A 13,888-nucleotide genomic window follows, 5' to 3' on the forward strand; every position below is an offset into this window, starting at 1 on the left:
CAACGACGAGGTCTCCGGGAGTCCGTCACCATGTTGCTGCCAGGAGCGCGCTACACCAGCGCCACATCGACAAGCCTCGCCGAGGGCTGGAGTCTGGAACGACTCACCCCACCCAGCCGCCTGTTCGGCGCCAATGGCCTGCGCACCGGTCCGGACGGCCGCGTCTACGTGGCGCAGGTGACCGGCAGTCAGATCAGCGCGATCGACGTCGACACGGGCCACCTGGAGACCATCAGCGCCAAGGGCGGCGACATCATCGCGCCGGACGACGTGGCCTTCGGCCCGCAGGGCGACCTCTACGCCACCGAGGTCATGGACGGCCGGGTGAGCGTGCGCGGAGCCGACGGCCGTACCCGCGTCCTGCGCGACGACCTCCCCAGCGCGAACGGCATCACGGTGCACCAGGGCCGCCTGTTCATCGGCGAATGCCGCATCGGCGGGCGCCTGTTGGAGCTCGACCCGAACGGCGGCGCACCCCGCGTGATGCTCGAGAACGTGGCGATGCCCAACGCCATGGAGGTCGGCCCCGACGGCCTCCTCTACTACCCGGTGATGGGCACCAACGACATCTGGCGGATCCATCCGGACGGCGGCGAGCCCGAACGGATCGTGGGGGACCTCGGAGTCCCCGACTCCGTGAAGTTCGACTCCGAGGGCTACATCGTCTCCACCCAGGTGGCGACCGGCGAGGTGCTGCGCATCGATCCGCGCAGCGGCGCGCGCACGGTGCTGGCCTCCCTGAACCCCGGTCTCGACAACTGCACTTTCGTCGGCGACCGGCTGTTCGTCTCGAACTTCACCGGCGAGATCACGGAGATCCTGGGCGGCGGCGAGACCCGGACCACGCTGCCCGGCGGGCTCAACTGGCCGCTGGACCTGACCGTGGGCGACGACGGCACCCTCTACGTGGCCGACGGGACCTTCTTCTACGCCCTGCGCCCGGGCGGTGAGCCGCAGACGCTCGGGATGCTCTTCACTCCCGGCTATCCGGGCTTCGTCCGCGGGGTGACCGCCGTCGGTGGGGGCGAGTTCATCGTCACCACCTCGGGCGGCCAGGTCGCGCGCTACTCGCCCGGGAACAGGGAGAGCGAGGTACTGGCCCAGGACCTCGACCAGCTCTACGGCGTGGTGGTCGCTCCGAACGGGGCCGTGGTGACCGCCGAGTTCGGCACCGGCCGTGTGCTGTCCATCCGGTCCGGCCAGGTCGAGGAACTCGCCTCCGGCCTGAACCAGCCGCTCGGTGTGGCGTTCGGGCCCGACGGCAGCTGCCTCGTCTCCGAATCGGGCGCCGGACGGATCGTCGCGGTCACCGGTGCCGGTGTGGACACGGTGGTGGACGGCCTGGAGCGACCCCAGGGGATCCTGGTGCGCGGCGGACGGCTCTACATCGTCGACACCGGTGCCAAGGCGGTGATCGGCGTCGATCTCGAGAGCAAGGCCCGGCACACCATCGCCCGTGATCTGCCGGTGGGCCCCCCGCCCGGCGTGACCCCCAAGCCGCTGCGGGGACTGCCGCCGTTCTCCGGGCCCCAGGGCCCCTTCGCCGGCATCGCCGCCGGACCGGACGGCACGCTCTATGTCTCCGCCGACGCCGACGGCAGTGTGCTGGCCCTGCGCGAGACAGGAGGAACCGCACGATGACGCAGGAGTTCCTGGGCCTCGACGGACGCGTCGTCATCGTCAGCGGCGCGGCGGGCGGGGGCATCGGCACCTCGGTGACGCGCATGGTGGCCCGAGCCGGGGCGACCGTCGTCGCGGTGAGCCGCTCTCCGGAGAACCTGGAGAAGCATGTCGCGCCGCTGGCGGCGGAGGGCCTGTCGGTCGTGCCGGTCGCGGCCGACGCCTCCACCGACGACGGCATCGCGCTCGTGATGAAGGAGGTCGGCCGGAGGGCCGGCGACCTGCACGGCCTCGTGAACGTCGCCGGCGGCGCCGCACCCTCGACCTGGATGCCCTCGACCCGGGTGACCCGGGCGGACTGGCGCGCGCTGTTCACCCAGAATCTCGAGACGATGTTCTTCATGAGCCAGGCGGTCGCCGCCGAGCTCACGTCGCAGGGCCGGCCGGGGTCGATCGTCTCGGTCTCCTCCATCAGCGGCATGAACTCGGCGCCCCTGCACATCGGTTACGGCACGGCCAAGGCGGCGCTGGTCGCGGCGACCCGCACGATGGCTGTCGAACTGGCCGGGGACGGCATCCGGGTGAACGCCATCGCGCCCGGTGTCACCGAGACCCCGGCCTCGGGGACGTACGTCGACGAGGACGCCGAGCGGGACCGCCGCGCCATCGCGATGGGACGACGCGGCCGACCCGAGGAACAGGCGGGGGCCATCCTCTTCCTGCTCTCCGACCTGTCGACGTACATCACCGGTCAGACCCTGCTGGTCGACGGCGGCCTCAACCTCAAATGGACCCACCTGGCCGCCGACAACACCTCTCTCTTCCTCAAGGACGAGTCGTTCCGAGCCGCAATGACGCGCTGACACGGGCTGGAGAATGTCATGAGCGAAACCGCCGAGAACGAAGCCCTGTCGCAGCCGCTGACGATCGGTGTGGAGGCGTACATCTCGCAGGAGTACGCCCGGGCCGAGCGGGACAGGCTGTGGACCAAGGTGTGGCAACAGGTCGGGCGTGTCGAGGAACTCCCCGACGTCGGTGACTACCTCACCTACGAGATCCTCGACGACTCGATCATCGTCGTACGCACGGCGCCGGACACGCTCCACGCCTACCACAACGTCTGCTCGCACCGGGGGCGCCGCCTCCTCGACACCCCGCCGGGCAAGCGGGACGCCCGCGGCCGCGGCAGGCAGTTCGTCTGCGGGTTCCACGGGTGGCGGTACAACCTGGACGGCCGGTGCACCCATGTGCCCGAACGGGAGGACTGGCCGTGCGGGCTGTCCGCCGGGAACACCGGCCTGACCGGGGTCGAGGTCGACACCTGGGGCGGCTGGATCTGGATCAACATGGACCCGGAGTGCGAACCCCTGCGCGACTACCTGGAGCCCGCGGCCACCCTGCTCGACCCCTTCCAGCTGGAGAACATGCGCTACCGGTGGCGTCGCTGGCTCGTCTTCGACTGCAACTGGAAGACCGCCCTTGAGGCGTTCATGGAGACCTACCATGTGCCGTACACCCACCCGGAGTTCATGAAGTTCGGCAGTTTCCTCGGCTGGTCCAGGGCCCAGGGCAAGCACAGCAACATCGGCTACGACGCGCCCAAGGGCCTGGACGAGAACCAGGCGAAGCTACGGCTCGGCGGGGGCACCGACCCCCGCGAGTCCACGGCCGAACTGCAGAACTTCACCTGGGCGAACGCGAACACCAACACCACGCAGACCCTGGTCGACGCGGCGAACCGGCTGATCGAGGAAGTGCCCAAGGACGCCACGGCCGCCGACGTGCTCAGGCACTGGCTGGACACGGCCCGGCGCACCGACGCCGAGCGCGGTGTGAGCTGGCCGACCGTGGAACCCGCGCACGTCGCGAAGAGCGGCACCGCCTGGCAGATCTTCCCGAACTTCCAGATCGGGCACGCGCTGAACAACATGCTGTGCTACGGCGCCCGGCCCCATGGCTACGACCCCGACAAGTGCGTCTTCGAGGTGGCCGTGTACGAGGTGTACCCGCCCGGCGAGGAGCCGGAGACCGAGTGGGTGTACACGCCGCAGGACGACCCGGACTGGCGCACGGTCCTGCCGCAGGACTTCACCAACATGGCCGCCGTCCAGAAGGGCATGAAGGCCCGCGGCTTCTCGGGCCCGAAGCCCAACCCGTACCGCGAGCGCAGCATCGTGAACCTGCACCACAACCTGGCGACCTACATGGGTACCGGCGAGCCCCGCGACCTCGCCTGAATCCCGCCCCCGTATGTCCTGAGGACGAACGACCCGAGTGACCGCCCGAGCCGAGGACTTCGCATGCCGAAATGCGCACCGACACAGACGCCTCAGACAGACCACGCGGCCCTCAGGGCGAAGTACCTGCTGGAGCGCGACAAGCGGTTGCGCGGCGAGGGGCAGAAGCAGTACCTGGAGGCCGAGGGCGAGTTCGAGGAGTACTACGAGGCCGATCCGTACACGCCCGTCGTGCCCCGGCCCCCGATCTCCCAGGACATCGATGTGGCGGTCCTCGGCGGCGGCCTCTCGGGCCTGATCACCGCGGCGCGACTCAAGCAGGCCGGCGTCGCCGGCTTCCGGGTCATCGAGCTCGGCGGCGACTTCGGCGGCGCCTGGTACTGGAACCGCTACCCGGGTATCCAGTGCGACACGGACTGCTACTGCTATCTGCCGATGCTCGAAGAGGTCGGCTACATCCCGAAGCAGAAGTACTCCTTCGGGGACGAGGTCTTCGAGCACTGTCAGCGCATCGGGAAGCACTTCGGGCTCTACGACCACGCGATCTTCAGCACCCTGATCCGCTCGATGGAGTGGGACGAGCCGACCAGGCGCTGGCGGATCGGCACCAACCGGGGCGACGACATCCGCGCCCGTTTCGTCGTCATGTGCCAAGGCCCGTTCAACCGGCCGAAGCTCCCCGGAATCCCCGGTATCACGGACTTCCGGGGGCACACCTTCCACACGGCGCGCTGGGACTACGCGTACACCGGCGGCGACATGAGCGGCGGGCTCGACAAGCTCTCCGACAAGCGGGTCGCCGTCATCGGCACGGGAGCCAGCGGCATCCAGGTGGTCCCGCACCTCGCCCGCTCCGCCCGGCATCTCTACGTGTTCCAGCGCACGCCCTCGTACATCGACGAGCGCGGCAACGTACCGACCGACCCGGAATGGGTGAAGACGCTGGAGCCGGGCTGGCAGAAGGAGCGGCAACGCAACTTCCACACCGCGGCGTTCGAGGCCTTCGCGCCGGGCCAGCCGGACCTGGTCTGCGACGGCTGGACCGAGGTCAGCCGCAATCTGGCCGCTCACCTGGACGCCACGGACGGCTGGGCCGCGCTGGCGGATCCGGAGAAGTTCATGGAGCTCAGGGAGATCCAGGACTACCGGGCGATGCAGCGCCTGCGCGACCGCGTCGACACCGTCGTCGAGGACGAGAGGACGGCCCAGGCGCTGAAGCCCTACTACCGCTTCCTGTGCAAGCGGCCCTGCTTCAACGACGAGTACCTGCCCACCTTCAACCGCCCGAACGTCACCCTCGTCGATGTGTCGGACACCAAGGGCGTCGAACGCATCACCGAGAAGGGCATCATCGCCCACGGCGTCGAGCACGAGGTGGACTGCGTCATCTTCGCCAGTGGCTTCGAGATCACCACCGACCTCGACCGGCGGCTCGGCATCCGGCCGTTCGCCGGGCGGGACGGGCTGTCGCTCTACGACCACTGGGCCAAGGGCTATCGCACCCTGCACGGCGTCATGAGCCACGGCTTCCCCAACCAGTTCTTCACCGGCTTCCTCCAGGGCGGCGTGACCGCGAGCACGACGGCGATGTTCGAACAGCAGGCCCAGCACATCGCCTACATCATCAAGGAGACCCTGGCGCGCGGCGCCTCGACCGTGGAGCCCACCGAGGAAGCGCAGGACCAGTGGTGCGCGACCGTCCGGGAGACCGCGGTCGACAACACCAACTTCCAGAGGGAGTGCACGCCCGGCTACTACAACAACGAGGGCGAGCAGCAGATCCGCTCGCACCTGGGCGAGCCCTACTGGCCCGGCTTCTACGCCCTGGAGGACCTGCTCCAGGCATGGCGCGACACGGGCGAGATGCGGGGCCTCGTCCTGAACGACTGACGAGCCCCCGTCCCGCACCGCGCGCCCCGCGAGAGGAACACCTCATGCCCGAACTCAGATTCGACGATCGCGTAGCCGTGATCACCGGCGCCGGCCGGGGGCTGGGGCGCGCCTACGCCCTGCTGCTCGGCGCGAAGGGAGCGAAGGTCGTCGTCAACGACCCCGGCGGGAGTCTGACCGGGGACGGCGGCGACACCGGTCCCGCGGACGAGGTGGTCCGGGAGATCACGGCGGCCGGTGGTGAGGCCGTCGCGTGCACCGAGTCGGTGGCGACGGCCGAGGGCGGCCGGGCGATCGTCGAGTCGGCGCTCGACCACTACGGCCGGATCGACGTCCTCGTCCACAACGCGGGCATCGTCCGCTCGGCGCCGCTGACCGAGATGACGTACGAGGACTTCGACGCCGTCCTCGACGTCCATCTGCGGGGCGCCTTCCATGTCGTACGGCCCGCGTTCCCGCTGATGCGCGAGGCGGGCTACGGCCGCGTCGTGCTGACCTCGTCGATCGGCGGCCTGTACGGCAACCACCGCGTCGCCAACTACGGCACGGCCAAGGCGGGGATGATCGGGCTGTCCAACGTGGTCGCCCTGGAGGGCGCCGCCGAGGGCGTGAAGTGCAACGTCATCGTCCCCGGCGCCGTGACGAGGATGGCCGAGGGCATCGACACCTCGGCCTATCCGCCGATGGGACCGGAGTTGACGGCTCCTGTCGTGGGCTGGCTGGCCCACGAGTCCTGCTCGATCACCGGGGAGATGCTGGTGTCGATCGCCGGCCGGGTGGCGCGGGCCTTCGTCGCCGAGACCCCGGGCGTGTACCGGCCCTCGTGGTCGATCGAGCAGGTCGGCGAGGAACTCGCCGGCATCCGCGACACGAAAGAGCCCTGGATCCTGCCGGTCGTCCCCTCGGCCCATGTCGACCACATCCGCAACAGCTTCGCGATGGCCAGGCACAGTGAAGGGGTAACACGTTGACGAAAGTCTTCGCACGCATTCTCGAGCTCTTCGAGGCCGAGGGCATCAACACCATCTTCGGCATACCCGACCCGAACTTCGTTCACATGTTCCACCTTGCCGAGGAACGCGGCTGGAACGTGGTCGCCCCCCATCACGAGGAGTCCGCCGGCTTCATGGCGGAGGCGGTCTCGCGCATGACCGGAAAGGCCGCGGTGTGCATCGGCACGCTGGGCCCGGGGGTCGCCAACCTGGCCGGCGCCGTGATGTGCGCCAAGGTCGAGAACTCACCGGTCGTCTTCCTGGGCGGCCAGCGCGCCCGGATCACGGAACAACGGGTGCGCCGCGGCCGCATCCAGTTCGTCAAGCAGGCCGCCCTGTTCGAACCCTCGGTCAAGTACTCCGCCAGCATCGAGTACGCCGACCAGACCGACGAGGTGATCCGCGAGGGCCTGCGCAAGGCACTGTCGGGGACACCGGGCCCGGTCTACATCGAGTACCCCTCCCATGTGATCCAGGAAGACCTCGACGTCCCCCCGGCGTTGCCGCCCGAGGCCTATCGCCTGGTGGGCCAGACGGCCGGCCCGGACAAGGTCGCCGAGGCCGTCGCGTTCATCCGCGCGGCCAAGCAGCCGATTCTGCTCGTGGGGCACGGAGTTCACACCTCCCGTGCGGGGGAGTCGGTCAGGGCGCTCGCCGAGGCGATGGCCTGCCCCGTCATCCAGACGTCGGGCGGCACCTCGTACATCGCGGGGCTCGAGGACCGTACGTTCCCCTACGGCTTCTCGGCGGCGGCGATCGACGCGGTGGTGAAGTCCGACCTGTGTCTGGCCATCGGCACCGAACTCGGCGAGCCGGTCCACTACGGACGCGGGCGCCACTGGGTCGCGAACGAGGCGAACCGCAGGTGGATCCTCGTCGAGCAGGATCCCCAGGCCATCGGCGTGAACCGCTCGGTCGACGTCCCGCTGGTGGGCGACCTGCGGGCGGTCGTCCCGCAGCTCGTCGACGCGCTTGAGGCCACACCGCGCACCGCGTCCCCGGAGCTCGCGGGCTGGATCAAACAGGACGCGGCCCAGTTGGCGGAGCTCGCGGAGACGGCCCCTTCCGGCATGTCACCCGTGCATCCCGCACGACTGATCGTCGAGGCGACCAAGGTCTTCCCGAAGGACGGCATCATGGTCCGCGACGGCGGCGCCACGACCATCTTCGGCTGGACGTATTCGCAGGCCAAGCCCCATGACGTGATGTGGAACCAGAACTTCGGCCACCTGGGCACGGGACTTCCCTACGCGATCGGCGCCTCGGTGGCGGAGGGCGGCAGGCGGCCCCTGATGCTGATCACCGGGGACTCGTCGTTCCAGTTCCACATCGCCGAACTGGAGACGGCCGCACGTCTGAACCTGCCGCTCGTGTGCGTCGTCGGCGTCGACTACGCCTGGGGCCTCGAAGTGGGCGTCTACAAGCGCGCCTTCGGCCAGGGATCGCTGGAGACGGGCGTGCACTGGAGCAAGAACACGCGCCTGGACAAGGTCGCCGAAGGCTTCGGCTGCCACGGCGAGTACGTCGAACGCGACGAGGACATCGCCCCCGCCATCAAGCGCGCCTACGCCAGTGGCAAGCCGGGAGTCGTGCACGTCGCGGTCGACCCCAAGGCGAATTCGGAAGAGATGCCGAGCTACGACGAGTTCCGGACCTGGTACGCGGAAGGGACGCAGTGACCATGCGGGAGTACGTGAAGTTCTACATCGACGGCCAGTGGACCGATCCGGCCGGGGCAGGGACCTTCGTGGTCGTGAATCCCGCGACCGAGGAGGTCTGCGGCAAGGTGGCCCTCGGTTCGTCGGCCGACGTCGACCGGGCGGTCGCGGCGGCCCGGCGGGCCTTCCCCGGCTGGTCGACGACCACGGGCGAGGAGCGGGTCGAGGTACTCCAGAACGTCCTCGACGTGTACCAGAAGCGGGCCGGTGACCTCGCCGCGGCGCTGACCGAGGAGATGGGCGCGCCGGCCGTACTCGCGGGCGGTTTCCAAGTGGGCCTCGGAGCCGGGCACTTGAGCACGGCGATCGCGGTGCTGAAGGACTTCGTGTTCGAGGAGCAACGCGGCGCCACGCTGGTCGTCAAGGAGCCGATCGGCGTCTGCGGTCTGATCACCCCGTGGAACTGGCCCATGAACCAGATAGCCGTGAAGGTGTTCCCGGCGCTGGCGACCGGCTGCACCATGGTGCTCAAGCCGTCGGAGAAGTCGCCCTTCACCGGGCAGGTCTTCGCCGAGATCCTGGATGCCGCGGGTGTTCCGGCCGGTGTGTTCAACCTCGTCCAGGGTGACGGCCCCGGCGTGGGGGTGCCGCTCGCCGGTCACGCGGACGTCGACATGATCTCCTTCACCGGTTCGACGCGCGCGGGCGTCGACATCGCGAGGAACGCCGCGCCCACGGTGAAGAGGGTGACCCAGGAACTGGGCGGCAAGAGCCCGAACATCGTGCTCGACGACGAGGCCTTCGCCGAGAACGTCGGCAAGGGCGTGGCCAACATGATGGGCAACTCCGGGCAGACGTGCAGCGCGCCCTCACGGATGCTCGTCCCCGCCGCCCGGATGGACGAAGCCATCGCCATCGCCCGGGAGACCGCGTCCGGGATCACCGTGGGCGACCCCCAGGGCGACTTCGTGATGGGGCCGGTGGTCTCGGGCGCCCAGTTCGAGAAGATCCAGGCGCTGATCCAGAAGGGCATCGACGAGGGCGCCACCCTGGTGGCCGGCGGCCCGGGACGCCCGGACGGTCTGGAGAGGGGCTACTACGTGAAGCCCACGGTCTTCGCCCGGGTCACGAACGACATGACCGTCGCCCGCGAGGAGATCTTCGGGCCGGTGGTGACGATCCTCGGCTACGACAGCGTCGACCATGCCGTCGAGATCGCGAACGACGCGGAGTACGGTCTCGCCGGTTATGTGGCGGGCGCGGACCTGGAGCAGGCGCGTGCCGTGGCGCGTCGCATCCGGGCGGGATGGGTCGCGATCAACGACGCGTTCGACTTCGCCTGCCCGTTCGGCGGATACAAGAAGAGCGGCAACGGGCGTGAGTGGGGCGAGTTCGGCTTCCACGACTACCTGGAGACCAAGGGAATTCTCGGCTACACGCCTGAGGCGGCCTCGTCGGGCTGACGAGGCCGCCTCACGGAGCGGACATCCGCGTGCCGGCGGATGCGGGCGGGGGTGCCGGACGGGTCAGGCGCCGCAGGAGCGCAGGAACTTGCGGGTGCGTACGGCGATCGGGAGCGGCTTGTCCGGCTCGCAGGGGTACATGTCCTGCTCGACGATGGCGAACAGGTCCACGCCCAGACGCTGGGCGGCCACCAGCACCGGCTCCAACTCCGGTACGCCGGACGGGGGTTCGCACATCACACCGCGCTGCACGGCGGGACCGAACGGCACCTCGTTCTTGACGACGTCGGCGAGGATCGCCGGGTCGACCTGCTTGAGGTGCAGATAGCCGATGCGCTCGCCGTACGTCTCGATGAGCTTGACGCTGTCGCCGCCGCAGTAGGCGTAGTGCCCGGTGTCCAGACACAGGTTGACCAGGTCGGAGTCGGTGGAGTCGAGGAAGCGTTCGACGTGGTCCTCGGTGTCGATGTGCGTGTCCGCGTGTGGATGGACGACGATGTCGAGGCCGTACGTCTCCTTGACCTCGTGGCCCAGCCGTTCCATGCCCTTGGTCAGGTGGGCCCACTGCTCGGCGGTCAGCTCCGGCGGCTCGATGATCTCGGCGGTCTTGTCGTCCCGCCAGAAGGAGGGGATGACCACCAGATGCTTCGCGCCCATGGCCTGGGTGAGCGCGGCGACCTCGCTGACGTGTTCCCAGGTGGCGTCCCAGACGGACGGACCGCGGTGCAGCCCGGTGAAGACCGTACCGGCCGACACCTTCAGGTCGCGCTTGTCGATCTCGGCGGTGAGCCGGGCCGGGTCGCTCGGCAGATAGCCGTAGGGGCCGAGTTCGATCCAGGAGTAGCCCGCCTCGGACACCTCGTCCAGGAAGCGTTCCCAGGGCACCTGCTGGGGGTCGTCGGGGAACCAGACGCCCCAGGAGTCCGGCGCGGAGCCGACCCGGATGCGGTCCAGGGGAGCGGTCATGTCAGGAGGTCCCTTCGGGAGTGGCCGCCACGGGTGCTTTGAGGTCCTCCGCTTCGGGGAGTTCCTCGACGTCGACGCCTCGGACCTGGGCCAGTTCGTGCTTGAGCGCGGCGAGTTCGGCGCCGCCGGCCATGTGGTTGGTCAGCTCTTCCAGGCTGACCTCGCTGCGAGCGGCGCTGAGTTCCATGGTGCCGAGACGCAGCACGCTGAAGTGGTCGCCGACCATGTACGCGTGGTGCGGGTTGTGGGTGATGAAGATGACGCCCAGGCCGCGGTCGCGGGCGGCGGCGATGTACTTCAGGACCACGCCGGACTGCTTGACGCCGAGGGCGGCGGTCGGCTCGTCGAGGATCAGCACGCGGGCGCCGAAGTAGACGGCGCGGGCGATGGCCACCGACTGGCGCTGGCCGCCGGAGAGGGTGCCGATGGGCTGGTCGAGGTCGTCGAGGACGATGCCCATGTTGCGCAGTTCCTCGTCCGCGGTCTTCTTCATGCGGTCGATGTCGAGGCGCTGGATCGGCCAGGGGCCCTTGGTCATCTCGGAGCCGAGGAAGAAGTTGCGCCAGACCGGCATGAGGGGGACGGTGGCGAGGTCCTGGTAGACGGTGGCGATGCCCTTGTCGAGGGCCTCGCGCGGGGTGGAGAAGCGCACCGGGGCGCCGTCGACGAGGAATTCGCCCTCGGTGTGCTGGTGCAGCCCGGAGATGATTTTGATGAGGGTGGACTTGCCGGCGCCGTTGTCGCCGAGGACGCAGGTCACCTGGCCGGGGTGGACGGCGAGGGAGACTCCGTGCAGGGCACGGATGTTGCCGTAGGCCTTCCCGGCGCTGCGCAGTTCGACGATCGGGGCGGTGCCGTCCTCGGGCGGAGCGTCCGGGAGGATGGCGCCGGCGGGTCCGGATCCGTTGGTTGTCATGGTTCGGTTCACCTCCGGGTCGCCGCGCGGCGGACCCACAGATTGATGAGCGTGGCGCCGAGCAGCATCACGCCGAGGAAGGCCTTGAACCAGTCGGGGTTCCAACCGGCGTACACGATGCCCTGGTTGACCATGCCGAACATGAAGGCGCCGAAGACCGGTCCGATCGCGGAGCCGTAGCCGCCGGTCAGCAGACAGCCGCCGATCACCGCCGCGGCGATGTAGATCAGTTCCTGGCCGACGCCTTCGCCGGACTGCACGGTGTTGAAGGAGAACAGCTGGTGCATGCCGATGAACCAGGCGCCGAAGCCGACCATCATGAAGAGCGTGATCTTGGTGAAGGTGACCGGTACGCCGACCGCGCGGGCGCTGTCCTGGTTGCCGCCGACGGCGAAGATCCAGTTGCCGTACTTGGTGCGCAGCAGCACCCAGGTGGCGATGGCCGCGAAGACCAGCCACCACACGATGGTGATCTTCACTTGGACGCCGCCGACGTCGAAGGAGGAGGCGAAGACCTTCTTCGCCTGGTCGAAGCCGTCCATGGTGCTGATGTCGTCGGTCGCGACGTTCCCGGTGATCAGCTTGGTCACCGCGAGGTTGACGCCTTGCAGGATCAGGAACGTGCCGAGCGTGACCAGGAAGCTTGGTAGCCCGGTGCGGACCATCATCCAGCCGTTGAACGCGCCGACCGCCAGCGAGACGATGAGTGCGACGATCACACCCACCCAGACGTTCATGGTCAATTGGTAGCTGATCATGCTCGCGGTGAGCGCCGAGGTGATCACGGCGACACCGGCCGACAGGTCGAACTCGCCGCCGATCATCAGCAGGGCCACGGGCAGTGCCATGATCCCGATCGTCGACGACTGGTAGAGGACGGTCGCCATCGAACTGCCGGAGCGCACCGACGGCGCCGCGATCAGGAAGAAGACGAACACCGCCACGGCGCCGAGGAAGACGCCGACCTCGGGCCGGGCGAGCAGCCGCAGCGTCAGGGAGCGCTGTGCGGTCCGCCCGTCGGTCTCCTTGGGGCCGGGGGCCGGCGGTGTGGTCACCGCCGGCTCAGCCTGCTGGGCCATGCTCATCACCGGGTGCCCTTCGCGGCGAACTGGGCGACGGCGTCGACGTTGGACTTGTCGACGAACGCCGGGCCGGTCAGGATCGGCTGCTCACCGCCGCCGCTGTAGTTGCCGTTCGTCTTGTAGAGCCACAGAGAGTCGACGGCCAGGTAGCCCTGGAGGTAGGGCTGCTGGTCGACCGCGAACTGGATCGTGCCCTTGCTGATGGCGCCGGTCAGGTCCTTGTTGAGGTCGAACGTGGCGATCTTCGCCTTGCTGCCGGCGTCACCCACCGACTGCACCGCGGTCAGGGCGTACGGGGCGCCGAGGGTGACGACGTAGTCGATGGCGCTGTCCTGCTTGAGCTTGGCGGTGATCGTCGACTTCACGGACGGCATGTCGGTGCCGTTGACGTACAGGGTCTCCGTCTTGCCGCTGAAGGTCTTCTTCACTCCGTCGCAGCGCTGGGTGAGTCCGATGTTGCCCTGCTCCTGGATCACACAGACGGCCTTCTTCGCGCCTTCCGAGTTCAGCCTCTTGCCCAGCGCCTCACCCGCCACCGTCTCGTCCTGGCCGAAGAACTCCATCAGACCCAGCTTCTGCCAGTCGCTGACGCCCGAGTTGAGGCCGACCACGGGGATCTTGGCCGATGTCGCCTTGCTCACGACGTCCTTCATGGCGTCCGGCTTGGCGAGGGTGATCGCGATGCCGTCGACCTTCTGGTCGATGGCGTTCTGGACCAGGTTGGCCTGGTTGCCCGCGTTCGGGTCGGCGGAGTAGACCAGCTTCACGTTGTCCTTGGCGGCCGCCGCCTCGGCGCCCTTGCGGACGATGTCCCAGAACGTGTCGCCGGGTGCCTGGTGGGTCACCAGCGCGACCGTCATACGGGGGGTGTCGGCCTTGCCGGCCGACACCGCCGCCCCGCTCTCCTCGGCCTTCTTTCCGCCGGAACTGCTGGAGCAGCCGGCTATGAGCAGCACGGATGCCGCCGCGGTCGCGACGAGTGGGGCGATTCTGCGGGTACGGGGGTGAAACGTGCGGTCCATCTTTCCAGCACCTCACTGTGCGACAGGGGAAAGGGAACGGGA

At 68.9% G+C, this 13,888-nt stretch carries 11 protein-coding genes; 7 read left to right on the forward strand and 4 right to left on the reverse strand.

Going from position 1 to position 13,888, the window contains the following annotated elements:
• Positions 1–30: 30 nt before the first annotated feature.
• From KVT44_RS10795 to KVT44_RS10825, 7 genes are all read left to right on the forward strand, one after another.
• Entirely contained in the window at positions 31–1,641 is a 1,611-nt protein-coding gene (locus tag KVT44_RS10795) for an SMP-30/gluconolactonase/LRE family protein (protein WP_217566855.1), read from the forward strand.
• On the forward strand, positions 1,638–2,483 hold the full coding sequence (locus tag KVT44_RS10800) for an SDR family NAD(P)-dependent oxidoreductase (protein WP_217566856.1): 846 nt from the start codon (positions 1,638–1,640) through the stop codon (positions 2,481–2,483). The genes KVT44_RS10795 and KVT44_RS10800 overlap by 4 nt, the downstream gene beginning before the upstream one ends.
• An 18-nt stretch (positions 2,484–2,501) precedes the next feature.
• Positions 2,502–3,857 (forward strand): SRPBCC family protein, encoded by a 1,356-nt coding sequence (locus KVT44_RS10805; protein WP_217566857.1) that lies wholly within the window; start codon positions 2,502–2,504, stop codon positions 3,855–3,857.
• 63 nt (positions 3,858–3,920) lie between these two features.
• The gene (locus KVT44_RS10810; RefSeq protein WP_217566858.1) at positions 3,921–5,747 is read left to right on the forward strand and encodes an NAD(P)/FAD-dependent oxidoreductase; all 1,827 of its coding nucleotides are present in this window, start codon (positions 3,921–3,923) and stop codon (positions 5,745–5,747) included.
• A gap of 44 nt (positions 5,748–5,791) precedes the next feature.
• Complete coding sequence (locus tag KVT44_RS10815) at positions 5,792–6,718, forward strand: SDR family NAD(P)-dependent oxidoreductase (RefSeq protein WP_217566859.1); 927 nt, start codon at positions 5,792–5,794, stop codon at positions 6,716–6,718.
• Entirely contained in the window at positions 6,715–8,418 is a 1,704-nt protein-coding gene (locus KVT44_RS10820; protein WP_217566860.1) for a thiamine pyrophosphate-binding protein, read from the forward strand. The genes KVT44_RS10815 and KVT44_RS10820 overlap by 4 nt, the downstream gene beginning before the upstream one ends.
• A 2-nt stretch (positions 8,419–8,420) precedes the next feature.
• Positions 8,421–9,860, forward strand: coding sequence for an aldehyde dehydrogenase family protein (locus KVT44_RS10825; RefSeq protein ID WP_217566861.1), 1,440 nt, complete (start codon positions 8,421–8,423; stop codon positions 9,858–9,860).
• Between the two features lie 63 nt (positions 9,861–9,923).
• On the opposite strand, the gene KVT44_RS10830 is transcribed toward KVT44_RS10825, so the two are convergent.
• The 4 genes from KVT44_RS10830 to KVT44_RS10845 are packed head-to-tail and all read right to left on the reverse strand — an operon-like array spanning position 9,924 to position 13,846.
• Positions 9,924–10,826: a sugar phosphate isomerase/epimerase gene (locus KVT44_RS10830; protein ID WP_060899598.1), complete on the reverse strand. Its 903-nt coding sequence runs from the start codon at positions 10,824–10,826 to the stop codon at positions 9,924–9,926.
• Between the two features lies 1 nt (position 10,827).
• Complete coding sequence (locus tag KVT44_RS10835; RefSeq protein ID WP_099925887.1) at positions 10,828–11,742, reverse strand: ATP-binding cassette domain-containing protein; 915 nt, start codon at positions 11,740–11,742, stop codon at positions 10,828–10,830.
• Between the two features lie 8 nt (positions 11,743–11,750).
• Positions 11,751–12,827: an ABC transporter permease gene (locus KVT44_RS10840; protein ID WP_067377818.1), complete on the reverse strand. Its 1,077-nt coding sequence runs from the start codon at positions 12,825–12,827 to the stop codon at positions 11,751–11,753.
• Entirely contained in the window at positions 12,827–13,846 is a 1,020-nt protein-coding gene (locus KVT44_RS10845; RefSeq protein WP_075025793.1) for a sugar ABC transporter substrate-binding protein, read from the reverse strand. Before KVT44_RS10845 ends, KVT44_RS10840 begins: the two co-directional genes overlap by 1 nt.
• Positions 13,847–13,888 lie beyond the last annotated feature (42 nt).

Source organism: Streptomyces sp. GbtcB7, assembly GCF_019091445.1.
In the GTDB taxonomy this organism is placed as follows: domain Bacteria; phylum Actinomycetota; class Actinomycetes; order Streptomycetales; family Streptomycetaceae; genus Streptomyces; species Streptomyces mirabilis.

Bases quoted from the DNA above. Each gene is read 5' to 3' on its own strand.
- KVT44_RS10795 (WP_217566855.1), top strand. From the start codon at position 31: ATGTTGCTGCCAGGAGCGCGCTACACCAGCGCCACATCGACAAGCCTC.
- KVT44_RS10800 (WP_217566856.1), top strand. From the start codon at position 1,638: ATGACGCAGGAGTTCCTGGGCCTCGACGGACGCGTCGTCATCGTCAGC.
- KVT44_RS10805 (WP_217566857.1), top strand. From the start codon at position 2,502: ATGAGCGAAACCGCCGAGAACGAAGCCCTGTCGCAGCCGCTGACGATC.
- KVT44_RS10810 (WP_217566858.1), top strand. From the start codon at position 3,921: ATGCCGAAATGCGCACCGACACAGACGCCTCAGACAGACCACGCGGCC.
- KVT44_RS10815 (WP_217566859.1), top strand. From the start codon at position 5,792: ATGCCCGAACTCAGATTCGACGATCGCGTAGCCGTGATCACCGGCGCC.
- KVT44_RS10825 (WP_217566861.1), top strand. From the start codon at position 8,421: ATGCGGGAGTACGTGAAGTTCTACATCGACGGCCAGTGGACCGATCCG.
- KVT44_RS10830 (WP_060899598.1), bottom strand. From the start codon at position 10,826: ATGACCGCTCCCCTGGACCGCATCCGGGTCGGCTCCGCGCCGGACTCC.
- KVT44_RS10835 (WP_099925887.1), bottom strand. From the start codon at position 11,742: ATGACAACCAACGGATCCGGACCCGCCGGCGCCATCCTCCCGGACGCT.
- KVT44_RS10840 (WP_067377818.1), bottom strand. From the start codon at position 12,827: ATGAGCATGGCCCAGCAGGCTGAGCCGGCGGTGACCACACCGCCGGCC.
- KVT44_RS10845 (WP_075025793.1), bottom strand. From the start codon at position 13,846: ATGGACCGCACGTTTCACCCCCGTACCCGCAGAATCGCCCCACTCGTC.